Genomic DNA, 12,251 nt, shown 5'->3' on the forward strand with positions numbered 1-12,251 from the left:
AAACTTCCCACAACGTGAAAACTATCACACAGAATGCCGTTTTTTTTTGTCGCAAATCAATTGAGTGACTTACGTCAATTTGTTGCCCTCGTCACGCTTTACTTCTTGCCAGAGATTTTCGAGCTCATCTGGCTCACTTTCCTGCAATTTTTTACCATTATCGCGTAATTTCATTTCAATTTTACGAAAGCGACTTTCGAATTTCATATTCGCTTTTCGAAGCGCCATTTCCGGATTAGTGCCAAGGTGGCGGGCAAGATTGACCGCGGCAAAAAGTAAATCGCCGACTTCTTCATCGACACGTTCTTGGTCGACATCTACCATCAAGGCTTCTTCCATCACCTCATCAAGCTCTTCCTGCACTTTTTCGGCAACAGGGCCTACCGAGTCCCAATCAAAGCCGAAACGCGCGCAACGCTTTTGCAGTTTCGCTGCACGGCCCAATGCTGGAAGTGAGGTTGGTACATCATCCAAAATACTGAGCTCTGCATCTGGTTTGGCTTTGGCGGCACGTTCCTGCGCTTTTATACCTTCCCAGTCCGCTTTCTCCAGCGGGTTACCATCGGCATCCTTTTCACCAAAAACATGAGGATGGCGACGCAACAGCTTGTCGCACATGGCACCGGCAATGTCTTCAAATTCAAACAGGCCCTGCTCTTTTCCGAGTTGACTATAGAACACAATCTGAAACAGCAGATCGCCCAGTTCATCGCGAACATCTGCCCATTCCTGGCGTTCAATCGCATCCACTGCTTCAAAAGTTTCTTCGATGGTGTAAGGAATTATGGAATCGAAGGTTTGCTTCTTGTCCCAATCACAGCCGTTTTGCGGGTCCCTGAGGGTAGCCATAATTTCCAGCAATTCTTGCATTCGCGACATTTTTTTCATCTGTTACCTGCCCAAAAGAAAAGGGAAAGCAGCGCTTTCCCTTTTATAGAAATTGAATATTGTTAGCGAAGCCGTTTGGCTTCATGCACGTCTTTGACTTGCTCCAAGCGGGAGATCACCCGACTCAGCACTTCAAGATCACTTAGCTCTAAATCAAAGTCCATGATGGACATTTGCTGCTTATAGTCGACCCGGCTTTGCATGCCAGAAACCTTCGCTTTTTCATTCAGCAAGACATTGGTGAGATCTTTAATCAAACCACTTCGCTCGGATGCAGAAACGCGCACTGTGATTTGATAGTTGCCGATATAACCGCCGCCCCACACCGTCTCGATAAGGCGCTCCGGTGCATGATGGCGAAGTTCAGCTAATTGCTCACAGTCTGCGCGGTGCACTGAAATACCGCGACCTTGCGTTACGTAGCCTTCGATTTCGTCACCCGGAATTGGCTGACAACATCGCGCAAGGTGGGTCATCAGGTTGTCCACACCTTCAACAACAACGGCATCTCGGCGTGGTCGTTTGGTTGTGGCCTGCGTTTCAGCCTGCTCCAGCTTGGCGCGAAGCTGCTCATCTTCCTGTTCTTTGGTCAGTTTGTTGACCACAGAGTTGATGTAATTCACCACCTGGTTGATGCGCAAATCACCGCTACCAACGCCCGCGTAAACTTCATCAAGGCTGTTAACATTGAATCGCTTCATGGCGAGAGTGGCATCTTTGCTCGCGGCACCAATCTTCGCGAGTTCAGCATCGAGAATTTCTTTACCTGCCTCGACGTTCTTCTCTCGTGCTTGTTTACGGAACCAAGCATTAATCTTGGCGCGTGCACGGCCTGACGTCACAAAGCCAAGGCTTGGGTTCAGCCAATCACGGGAAGGGTTAGGCTCTTTCTGGGTAATGATTTCGACCTGATCGCCCATGTTAAGGTGATAGGTAAACGGCACGATACGCCCTTCCACTTTGGCCCCAATACAACGGTGACCCACTTCAGAGTGGATGTGGTAAGCAAAATCCAAAGGTGTCGCGCCGATGGGCAGGTCAACCACATCACCTTTCGGTGTAAAGGCGTAGACGCGATCATCAAATACCTGGCTACGAAGTTCATCCAGCATTTCGCCGGAATCGGACATCTCTTCTTGCCAAGCCAGAAGTTTACGCAGCCAGGTAATCTTCTCATCGTAACCGCTCCGGCCAGCGGAAGACCCTTCTTTGTATTTCCAGTGCGCCGCAACGCCAAGCTCAGCATCATCGTGCATCTGCTTGGTACGGATTTGGATTTCTACCGTTTTGCCTTCAGGTCCCAATACGACAGTGTGAATCGATTGGTAACCATTTGGTTTAGGGTTCGCCACGTAGTCATCGAACTCTTTCGGCAGATGGCGGTACTTGGTGTGAACGGCACCCAGCGCGGCATAACAGTCCTGAAGCTGATCAGCGATGATGCGCACAGCACGCACATCAAACAGCTCATCAAATTCCAAGCCTTTTTTCTGCATCTTACGCCAGATGCTGTAGATGTGTTTCGGGCGGCCATAGACCTGCGCGTTGATGTTGGAGTTTTCCATTGCGCTTTGCAGATCAGACACAAAGGTGTCGATGTACTGCTCACGGTCAATTCGGCGTTCTGCCAGCTGTTTGGCAATTTGTTTGTAGGTCAGCGAGTGCTGGTAGCGGAACGCGTAATCTTCAATTTCCCACTTGAGCTGACCGATACCTAAGCGGTTAGCAAGCGGTGCGTAGATGTTTGCACACTCTTTCGCAACAGCCTGACGCACTTCATCTGACTCGTTTTTCACTTCACGCAGGTAGGTAATACGCTCTGCCAGTTTGATGACCACACAACGGAAGTCATCCACCATGGAGAGCAACATACGGCGCACATTATCCACCTGCGCAGCCGTCGCTTCTTCATTGTTGGCGTTCAGATGGCGAATCGCCGCCATTTCCTGAACCCCTTCCACCAGCTTGGCGATATTGTTTCCGTAATGCTCTTTGAGCAATTCATTGCTGAGCACGTCATATTCCACCATGGGGAACAGCAACGCGGCCAACAAAGTCTCCTTGTCCATACTCAAGGTGACAAGGATTTCAATCATCTCCCGACCACACCAGAGAGGCTGCGCGAGCTTTTGCTCATCGCCCAGCGTCTGGCAATGGTGATAGGCTTTGGTTAAAGCCTGAGATACGGCAGCCTCCTGGGCAAGACCTTCCACCCAGCGTTCAAGCACAAATTCTTTATTGTCGTTTAGGTGCGCGCCACGAATTGCGACCATTTCACTATCCTGTTTTTCTTATCCTTAAACGGGCAACCATCATGCTTGCCCGGTGGGCGACTCAATCTTTGACAAACAGCGCCATCGACTCCAAGTGCCCTGTATGTGGGAACATGTCCAACATGCCCAACCTAACCAATTGATACCCGCTTTCCAAAAGCACCTGACTGTCACGTGCCAAGGTCGCCGGGTTGCAGGAAACATACACTACCCGCTCAGCTCTAGATTGTGCCACATAAGGCATAACCCCTAAAGCACCAGCACGTGCTGGATCGAGCAAAATTTTGTTGTAGCTTTCACGTCCCCAGACAGTTTCAGCTGCATCCAGTTCCAGATTCGCATGATAGAAACTCGCATTGCCTTGCTGATTACGCATCGCATTGTCTGATGCGCGCTGCACCATCTCTTCCACACCTTCGATACCGACGACGGTTTTTACCTTCGCAGCCAGCGGTAAACTGAAGTTGCCCAGGCCACAGAAAAGATCGAGCACCGCATCGTCTTCTGTTAATGACAGCCAATCCAGCGCCTGCGCAATCATCTTTTCATTGATATCCGCATTGACCTGAATAAAGTCCTGCGGCTCAAAGGCCAGCGTCAGCTCGCCAAGTGTGTAATTGGGCTGCTCACCGAGGACACGCTGTACTGCCTCATCGGCTTGTTGAAGGTAGTAAATCAAGCCGTGTTGTTCTGCAAAGCCTTTCAGCGTTGCCTGATCATCGTCGTGCAACGGCTTAATGGCTCGAACCAGAAGCACTCGACCTTGATTGGAGGCCACCAGTTCAATATGACCAATGATACGACGGCCACGAAGACCATCCAGCAAGGTATAAACATCCGGCAATAGCGCATTCAACTTCGCATCAAGCACCGGACAGTCTGTGACGATCACAATGTCATTGGCGCTGCGTTGACGGAATCCCATTTCAAGTCCGCCACTTTTGCTCACTTTGACACTCAGACGTGCGCGGCGGCGGTAACCCTTTTCTTTAGACATCACCGGTGCATCTTGCTCAAGCTCCGCTGACGCAAATTTCTTCATCAACTGGGACAGCGTTTCCTGCTTGGCATCAATTTGGGCTTGATGACCCAGGTGCTGGAGGTTACAGCCACCGCAAGTACCGTAATGCTGGCAAAATGGCTTGATGCGCTCAGTGCTTGGCTTAGTGACTTTGATAAGACGGGCACGGGCAAATTGACGCTTATCTTCTGTCAGTTGCAGCAGCACTTCCTCGCCAGGCAATGCGCCAGCAACAAACACCGGCTTTTTGCCATCAAACGCCACACCATCCCCTTGGTGGTCGAGACGAGCGATAGTCATTGCCTTGTGTTTGGTATCAAGGGTCTTTTTCTTCTGTGGCTTAAAAAAACGCGCCATGACTTATGTTCCAGCTTTCGCAGCAAACCGCAGTGGCAGTCTGCGCATAGATTCGAATATTGGCGGTCAGACAGTTGTGATAACCTGCTGAATTCTCGCCATCAGCTTTGGTGTAGACTTACTGCGTGAGGTTATAATTCACGGTATGTCTGAAAAATGACGGCAATTCTCCCACAGAATAGACAGCATGACCAAATACGGACTTCGCGCCAGAGTAATCACCCTAACCCTTGCCCCGACGCTAATCATCGGCATATTACTGAGCGCCTATTTCATTAAAAACCGCTATCAGGAGCTGGAGCAACAGCTTGCGGTAGCTGGACAGGCGATTATCGAGCCCTTGGCCATTGCCAGTGAAATTGGCCTTGCCAATGAAAGCCGGGAAAATGTGCGGCGCCTGATTGGATACACGCACCGCCAGCACAGCGAATACATCCGAAGTATTGCGGTATTTTCCAGCCAAAATGATCTATTTGTGACCTCTAATTATCATCGCAATCTTGATTTATTGGCAGTACCTCGTGGGCAACCCTTGCCTGAGCGTCTGGAAGTCATCCACCTCAAAGATGCACTCTTACTCCGTGCACCAATCCGTGCGATTGCCAGTTTTAACAACCCACTGGTACAAGAGCAGCCAATCGGCTACATCACCATGGAGATGGATCTTTCTACAGTGAAACTCAAGCAATATCAGGAGTTCATCTATGCCGGTGTAGTGTTGATTCTTGGTCTGATCCTTTCTTGCTTCTTCGCCTATCGGCTTTTGCAAGATGTCGAAATGCCCATCAACCAGATGATAAGCATGATCGACAGAATCCGTCGTGGGCATCTCGATGTTCGGATTGAGGGCAAATTATTGGGGGAGTTAGATACCCTGAAAAATGGTATCAACGCGATGGCCATTTCGCTGTCGGAATATCACCTTGAGATGCAACAAAGTATCGACCAGGCGACCTCAGATTTGCGTGAGACCTTAGAACAGCTCGAAATACAGAACGTTGAACTCGACATCGCCAAGAAAAATGCACAGGAAGCTGCGAGAGTGAAATCTGAGTTCCTTGCTAACATGTCGCACGAGCTCAGAACACCGTTGAATGGCGTGATTGGCTTTACCCGACAGATGCTGAAAACCCAGCTTTCCAGCAGCCAACAGGATTATCTGCAGACGATCGAAAAATCAGCCAACAACCTGCTGACCATCATCAACGACATTCTGGATTTCTCTAAACTGGAAGCAGGCAAACTGCTTCTGGAAAATATTCCGTTTGATTTTGAAGACTCGCTGGAAGAAGTCATGCGCCTGCTTGCCCCAATGGCACATGAGAAAGGCCTTGAGCTCAACCTTCGTATTGACCCCCGCATTCCGGCAGGTGTGATTGGTGACCCTCTACGCATCCAGCAAGTGCTCACAAATCTGATTGGTAATGCTACCAAGTTTACCGAGCGTGGACACATCAGCGTCAGCGTAGAACTCAAACAACAACGCGATGAACGTCTGGAGCTTCAGTTTATTATCCGAGATACCGGTATCGGTATTTCTGAGCGCCAGCAGTCACAACTATTCCAGGCATTTCGTCAGGCAGATGCCAGTATCAGCCGTCGATATGGCGGTACGGGCCTAGGCTTGGTGATCACCCAGAAACTGGTGCAGCAGATGGGCGGCGATATTGGCTTCTCCAGCCGCCTCCATCAAGGCTCAACGTTCTGGTTCACCATGTCGCTAATTAAAACAGACCTGCCACTGGTTCATCCTATCGATACTGAAGCACTGCAAGGTCAGACTATGATGGTGATTGAGCCTGACCGAGAAAGCCGCCTACTTATTAGGGAACGTTTGGAACATTTCGACATTACATTGAGCGATTATGCCCAGTTGCCGGAAACCACTGAGCGGGTTTCCTCCGCGCTGATTTGTGTTGATGCCATCGACGTGCCTGAAAGCGACGAGTTAATAGCACTGGCAAAACGCGCAAAGGCGTTCAGCGACAGAGTTATTTTCTGTCTGCCAACCACAGAACTTGCTCTGTCAGAAGCGCTGCTGGCCTCCGGTGTGGCAGCCTGCCTAGCTAAGCCATTGTCGGTGAGAAAACTTATTGAACAATTGCAGGGTGAGCAGCAATCCCTTACTTTGCTGCCACCAGCGGTTGAAGTTCATACCGATAAAGCGCCGCTAACGGTCATGGCGGTGGATGACAACCCGGCCAACCTCAAACTGATTACTGCGCTTTTAAAAGAGCGCGTGACTAATGTGTTTACCGCTTCAGATGGTAAAGCCGCTCTCGACTGCGCACAGAAGCAACATTTCGACCTTATCCTGATGGATATCCAAATGCCGGAAATGGACGGTGTAACGGCTTGTCAGGAAATCCGAAAAACGCCGCTGAACCAGAATACGCCAGTCGTTGCCGTGACTGCCCATGCCATGACGGGCGAGCGTGAGCGCTTGCTTAATGAAGGGATGGATGACTATCTGACTAAACCGATTGAGGAGCATATTCTCGAGCAAGTGCTGCACCACTGGACCCATCCTCATAGTGGCGAGACCCAGCCAAACTCGCCACTTATCACACCAAACAAGCTGGGAGAAGAGCTCAGCATTGACTGGTCATTGGCAATGAAGCAAGCCGCAGGCAAAAAGGATTTAGCAAGAGATATGCTGCAGATGCTGGTTCGCTCTTTTGATGAAGTCGAAGAGAAAGTACACCTAGCACTAAAAAACAGCAAAGTGGATTTAAGTGCTGTCATCCATAAGCTACACGGTAGCTGCGCCTATAGCGGTGTGCCAAGGCTCAAAAATCTTTGCCATGAATTGGAAACCCAACTTAAGAAAGGTGCGAAAGTCGAAGATATCGAACCAGAGTTATTTGAGCTCTTGGATGAGATTCAGAATATCAGGGAGCAGTCTCCCCATTATCTCGATGCGACTGTCTGACAGAGACGAAAAAGACGGTACGAGCCGCCTTTTCTGTACTTATTGACCCATTTATCAAGTGCCTTATGTTTCGGCACAGATTTTCGCTAAGGTATCGAGTCTTCTCACTGGCTCATCCACATAAGGGTTGTCTGTATCCCACGCATAACCCGCCAGAATTGAACACACCATGCCTTTGATTTTCGGGTCTGGGTTTGGATAGAAAATCACATCCTGCAATGTGCCCTTATACCAACCTTCTACGTAGCAGCGGAAAGTATCGACACCGCGCAAAAGTGGCTTCTCGTACTCGTTCAGCCAATCCACTTTTTCACCGGATAGTTGGCGACTCAGAGAATTGACGGCAAGTTCGGCTGATTTCATCGCAATGGTCACACCGGAAGAAAATACCGGGTCAAGAAACTCACCCGCATTACCGAGCAGCGCAAACTTGTCGGTAGCCAGCGTGCTGACATTCGCAGAATACCCACCAATCATGCCCGGCTGATTGGGATATTCCGCATTCGCCAGCAGTTTCTCCAGCCAAGGCTCTTCATTTGCCAGTTGCTTGATGGCCGCAATGTGATCGCCGGGGTAACGGGCGAAGAAATCAGGCTCACCGACAATACCGAATGAGCAGGTACCGTTGCTGAAAGGGATCAGCCAGTACCAGACATCATGGTTCTCTGGATGCACAGAGATCAGAATTTTGTCCCTGTCGTATGCAGCATCATCAATCTTGTCGACGATATGGGTAAAGATTGCCTGACGCGGCGGCAAACAAGATGGGCTTTCCAATTCAAGTAACCTTGGCAATACACGACCGAAGCCGCTGGCATCAAGAATAAAATCGGCCTGAAGCTGATAAGGTTCACCTTGCTCGTTTTTTACAAAAAGCAAGGGTTTGTCAGCGTTCACATCCACCGCTTCAATCTCGTGCTGATAACGTATTGTCACGCCCTGCCTTTCTGCATCATCAGCGAGTACTTTGTCGAAAGCAGCACGCTGAACCTGAAAGGTTGTTCCCATGCCCGGCGAAAACTTATCTGTAAAATCGAAACTGATATAGCAGCCTTCGCGGTTAAATGCGGCACCATTCTTAAACTGAAACCCCGCATTATTGACCGCGTCCAGCATGCCAGCGGCGCGAATGGACTCCATACACGCAGGCAGCAGACTTTCGCCAATCGAAAATCGTGGGAATATTGCTTTCTCAAGCACCAGTACATCAATGCCTTTCTGATTCAGCAGCGCCGCGGCAATCGCCCCGGAAGGACCTGCACCGATAATTGCAACCTGAGTGGTTTCCAACTCCAAGAAATGGACTCCTTTCAACTTTTCAAAACGATAACGACATTCGCCGTTAAGGACAGGCTTTCAATGTTAACAGGGTATGCCCCAAGCCGATATTGTCACTACGCTCAGCAACATCAAATCCTGCCTCTTCAACAATTTGCAAAAATTCTTCACAACGATAGAAGCGACTATTTCCGTTCGCCAAACACGTAAAGTACAGCGAGGTGGCATTCAAGCTGTATGAAGCGGCTTCATATTTCTGTGCATCCCAGAAAAGCTCCAGAATATAAACCGTTGCATCAGGCGACATTGCCCTGCGGACGCGGCGCAAAATACTCAAGATTTCCATCGGGGAAAAACAATCAAGGAACTGACTCATCCACCAAACGTCAGCGCCTTCTGGCAGGGAAAGAGAGTTATCCAACGCGTTGAGTGGATGGCCTTTAATTCGTCCTTCCAGACCATTCACTTTGGCCTGTTCCAGCGCCATTTCAATTTGCTGGGGCAGATCGATAATGGTGACTTCCACATCTGCGTCATAATTGCAGCATTGTGTAGCCCATTTACCGATATTGCCACCGATATCGAATAGCTTTTTCGGCTTGGAAGCAAAGACTTTCTCTAAAAGCAACGGAAAGGAACGATCAGAATAGAAGTGATCAAACTGGAACCAGCTTTCTTTGGCTTTTTCTGGCAAAGTCGAAAGGCCTTCATAGATAGAGCTCCACTGCCCCAACTCTTTAAGCCCAGCAGGGCTGCCCGTCTCAATTGACTCCGTCAGATGTGCTATAGCGGCGTAACAAACGTCCGCCGTAAAATCCATGTTTGCCCGGGTCATTCCATCGTAAAGCAGAAAGTGTCCGACATTCGCCAGCACATAGTTTGGCGAGTGCCATGTCACGATATGCGCACTGACGGCCATATCAAGCAGCACCTTCACGCCATACTCTGATACACCTGTTTTTCCTGCAATCGCTGCCGCATCCAAACCTTGGGAACCAGCATCGTCCAATGCTGTTAAAACACCGAGATCCCGCAATGTTCGCGCTGCATGAAAAACAATAGGCGCAAAAGCTAACTTTTGCGCCTCAGTTTTTGCATTCAAAGCGTTATAAGGATCCGCTTGAAATGAATTCACTTAATAACCTTACTGCTTAAAGTTTCTCACTGGGAAGCTGCTGCCAATATCGCTAGTTTCTTACGGATATCAACATCAAGATTATTGATCCAGCGGTTGTAGTTACGGTGAATTTTGCCGTCACTTTCCATTAAATTCTCGGAGTCAACATAGTTAATGGAGTAGCTCTTGTCGCTATAAGAAATATCAACAATAGCGCGATGCGAACGTACAAATAGTTCACCACGAATGAGACCTGGGATGGTTTCAGTCATGATCCAACCACGATCAATACCTGATTCAAGAATTGCCTGTTTGACAGATGCCGAAGGAATATTAAAAGCAACTGGAGCATTTACCACTTCTTTAATCGGCTGAACACGATTACAACCCACCAAAGCAAAACCCATTGCCAACAAAACTAGATATTTTTTAAATTTCACGACTGACTCCCTATTCGTTTTTAATTCCTTGGTTGCGTGATGTAGCCATTACGATATGATCGTCTTCTGACTTCCCGCCAAGTGAAGTATTTAACACTGATCAAGCAATCAATACCTTGATCAGCCACATAATCAAGGACGTTATAGCACCACCGATGAGCAGTATTCAATTTAATATCCAGAGACTTTATGCTTTGTCACCAGGATTAGAAAATACTGATAACTGGACAGTTTGGCAGAAAAACCAATGCCAGTGGCCAGATGATGCAGCTACACCTTCTGCCAACGCCATACCCGCTATGATGCGACGCCGCATGAGTCCGCTAAGCAAGTTGGTGGTGCAGGTTGCCGCAGAATTGACTGACCAGGAAGAAATTGCTTACGCCGTTTTCTCCAGCCGTCATGGCGAGCTGCAAAGAACCATTCAGCTCCTTCTGGATATACTGTCAGGGGAATCCGCTTCTCCGACTGCGTTTTCACAGTCTGTGCATAACACGGCCGCAGGCTTGTTTACCATCGCAACGAAAAAGCCTATCCCAGCGACCTCTTTGGCTGGTGGTAAGGACGGGTTTCATTATGCCTTATTAGAAGCCTTCATTTTCCTCAGCCAACACCCAGATAAAAAAGTACTGGTCGTTGATTTCGATGCCCCATTACCGGAAATATATGCCAAGTTTGATGCCCACACTACAGCGCCTTATGCTTTAGGGTTGGTGTTAGAGGCTGGCGATAAGATAAAAGTTAAACGGTCTGCAACTCAATCTGACTTTGATAACCCCGCTCTTCCGCAGGCACTGGATTTTTATTGTCAGTGGCTGCGCCTGAACACTCAATTTTCCCTACAAAGCGGTCGCCAATTATGGTCCTGGCAGATAGGAGATTTCGAATGTTCGGACTAATCAGCAAAGGGTGGCGGATAGCAGCAACTGGATTTTGTTTTAGCCTGTTTGGTCTTGGTGGCCTGTTTCTGACCTTTATCATTTTCCCTATGATGACGTTCAGCGCCAGAGACACCAAAGAGAGAGAACTTCGCGTCCAAGGTATCATTCAGAAGACCTTCACCATCTTTTGTTTAACCATGAAATACACGGGTGCAATTAACTACAAAATCACCGGTGGTGACATTCTTCGCAAAGACAGTAACTGTATTATCCTCGCCAACCATCCAAGTTTGATCGACTACGTGCTGATCACCTCCCAGCTCCCTCAATGCGATTGTCTGGTCAAATCCTCAATCTGGCATAACCCGTTTATGAAAGGCACCGTCAAAGCGGCGGGATACATCCCAAATAACAGTCCAGATGACTTGCTTGAGCGCTGCGCCCAACGTTTAGGTGAAGGCAATGTCTTGCTCATTTTCCCGGAAGGTACCCGAACTACACCAGGCGTTGAATCCTCGTTACAACGTGGTGCATCGCAAATTGCCGTTCGCACCCAAACGGATATACGGCTGGTGCATATTACTGTTACACCAAGCTTTCTCACTAAGGAGAAAAAGTGGTATCAAGTTCCGGACGTTCGCCCCTTTTTTCATGTTGAGGTGAAGGGTAAGATAGCGGCGAGTGAGTTTACCGATTCAGATATTGCAGAGGCGACGGCAGCCCGTCGCCTGAATAGACGACTCAATAGGGAACTTTTCCCACACAATAATAAAATTGAACAGCAAACAAACATAGAAGGCTACAGTGGACAAATTACAAAATGATATTAAGCAATTGATCATTGAGGCACTTAATCTCGAAGATCTCACGGTTGAAGATATTGATACCGATGCACCACTTTTTGGGGAAGGGTTAGGTTTAGATTCCATTGACGCACTTGAGCTTGGACTGGCCATTAAGAAAGCTTACAACGTCGTCATTGACGCCGATGATAGTAATACTCGCGAGCACTTTGCTTCAGTGGCAAATCTAGCGCAGTTTATCTCGGCTAACAAAGCGTAATA

General features: G+C 48.6%; 10 protein-coding genes. 4 read left to right on the forward strand and 6 right to left on the reverse strand.

What is annotated here, in order from left to right; genetic code table 11:
* Positions 1 to 69: 69 nt before the first annotated feature.
* The 3 genes from mazG to rlmD form a co-directional block, all read right to left on the reverse strand.
* Entirely contained in the window at positions 70 to 888 is an 819-nt protein-coding gene (gene mazG / locus GMA8713_RS03410) for a nucleoside triphosphate pyrophosphohydrolase (RefSeq protein WP_062705707.1), read from the reverse strand.
* 62 nt (positions 889 to 950) lie between these two features.
* A complete protein-coding gene (relA, locus tag GMA8713_RS03415; protein ID WP_062705709.1) occupies positions 951 to 3,161 on the reverse strand; it encodes a GTP diphosphokinase in 2,211 nt (736 codons plus the stop codon).
* Positions 3,162 to 3,222: 61 nt separating this feature from the next.
* A complete protein-coding gene (gene rlmD, locus GMA8713_RS03420) occupies positions 3,223 to 4,539 on the reverse strand; it encodes a 23S rRNA (uracil(1939)-C(5))-methyltransferase RlmD (protein ID WP_062705711.1) in 1,317 nt (438 codons plus the stop codon).
* A 187-nt stretch (positions 4,540 to 4,726) separates the two neighbouring features.
* On the opposite strand from rlmD, the gene barA reads away from it, so the two are divergent.
* Complete coding sequence (barA, locus tag GMA8713_RS03425) at positions 4,727 to 7,471, forward strand: two-component sensor histidine kinase BarA (RefSeq protein ID WP_062705712.1); 2,745 nt, start codon at positions 4,727 to 4,729, stop codon at positions 7,469 to 7,471.
* A 63-nt stretch (positions 7,472 to 7,534) separates the two neighbouring features.
* Here barA and GMA8713_RS03430 read toward each other — a convergent pair whose 3' ends face one another.
* The 3 genes from GMA8713_RS03430 to GMA8713_RS03440 are packed head-to-tail and all read right to left on the reverse strand — an operon-like array spanning position 7,535 to position 10,273.
* Entirely contained in the window at positions 7,535 to 8,767 is a 1,233-nt protein-coding gene (locus GMA8713_RS03430; RefSeq protein WP_062705714.1) for an NAD(P)/FAD-dependent oxidoreductase, read from the reverse strand.
* A gap of 46 nt (positions 8,768 to 8,813) precedes the next feature.
* The gene (locus GMA8713_RS03435) at positions 8,814 to 9,884 is read right to left on the reverse strand and encodes a methyltransferase (RefSeq protein ID WP_062705716.1); all 1,071 of its coding nucleotides are present in this window, start codon (positions 9,882 to 9,884) and stop codon (positions 8,814 to 8,816) included.
* A 26-nt stretch (positions 9,885 to 9,910) separates the two neighbouring features.
* Positions 9,911 to 10,273: a hypothetical protein gene (locus tag GMA8713_RS03440; RefSeq protein WP_062705896.1), complete on the reverse strand. Its 363-nt coding sequence runs from the start codon at positions 10,271 to 10,273 to the stop codon at positions 9,911 to 9,913.
* Positions 10,274 to 10,461: 188 nt separating this feature from the next.
* Here GMA8713_RS03440 and GMA8713_RS03445 point away from each other — a divergent pair, with 188 nt between their 5' ends.
* Genes GMA8713_RS03445 through GMA8713_RS03455 form a run of 3 tightly spaced genes read left to right on the forward strand, consistent with a single transcriptional unit; the run spans position 10,462 to position 12,249 of the window.
* A complete protein-coding gene (locus tag GMA8713_RS03445; RefSeq protein WP_084387644.1) occupies positions 10,462 to 11,205 on the forward strand; it encodes a beta-ketoacyl synthase chain length factor in 744 nt (247 codons plus the stop codon).
* Positions 11,193 to 12,011 carry a lysophospholipid acyltransferase family protein gene (locus GMA8713_RS03450; RefSeq protein ID WP_062705720.1) on the forward strand — a complete coding sequence of 273 codons (819 nt, stop codon included), beginning with the start codon at positions 11,193 to 11,195 and terminating at the stop codon, positions 12,009 to 12,011. Before GMA8713_RS03445 ends, GMA8713_RS03450 begins: the two co-directional genes overlap by 13 nt.
* Positions 11,992 to 12,249: a phosphopantetheine-binding protein gene (locus GMA8713_RS03455; RefSeq protein ID WP_062705722.1), complete on the forward strand. Its 258-nt coding sequence runs from the start codon at positions 11,992 to 11,994 to the stop codon at positions 12,247 to 12,249. Before GMA8713_RS03450 ends, GMA8713_RS03455 begins: the two co-directional genes overlap by 20 nt.
* Positions 12,250 to 12,251 lie beyond the last annotated feature (2 nt).

Source organism: Grimontia marina, assembly GCF_900060185.1.
Taxonomy (GTDB): Bacteria; Pseudomonadota; Gammaproteobacteria; order Enterobacterales; family Vibrionaceae; genus Enterovibrio; species Enterovibrio marinus.

Bases quoted from the DNA above. Each gene is read 5' to 3' on its own strand.
- relA (WP_062705709.1), bottom strand. From the start codon at position 3,161: ATGGTCGCAATTCGTGGCGCGCACCTAAACGACAATAAAGAATTTGTG.
- GMA8713_RS03445 (WP_084387644.1), top strand. From the start codon at position 10,462: ATGAGCAGTATTCAATTTAATATCCAGAGACTTTATGCTTTGTCACCA.
- GMA8713_RS03450 (WP_062705720.1), top strand. From the start codon at position 11,193: ATGTTCGGACTAATCAGCAAAGGGTGGCGGATAGCAGCAACTGGATTT.
- barA (WP_062705712.1), top strand. From the start codon at position 4,727: ATGACCAAATACGGACTTCGCGCCAGAGTAATCACCCTAACCCTTGCC.
- GMA8713_RS03440 (WP_062705896.1), bottom strand. From the start codon at position 10,273: ATGGGTTTTGCTTTGGTGGGTTGTAATCGTGTTCAGCCGATTAAAGAA.
- rlmD (WP_062705711.1), bottom strand. From the start codon at position 4,539: ATGGCGCGTTTTTTTAAGCCACAGAAGAAAAAGACCCTTGATACCAAA.
- mazG (WP_062705707.1), bottom strand. From the start codon at position 888: ATGAAAAAAATGTCGCGAATGCAAGAATTGCTGGAAATTATGGCTACC.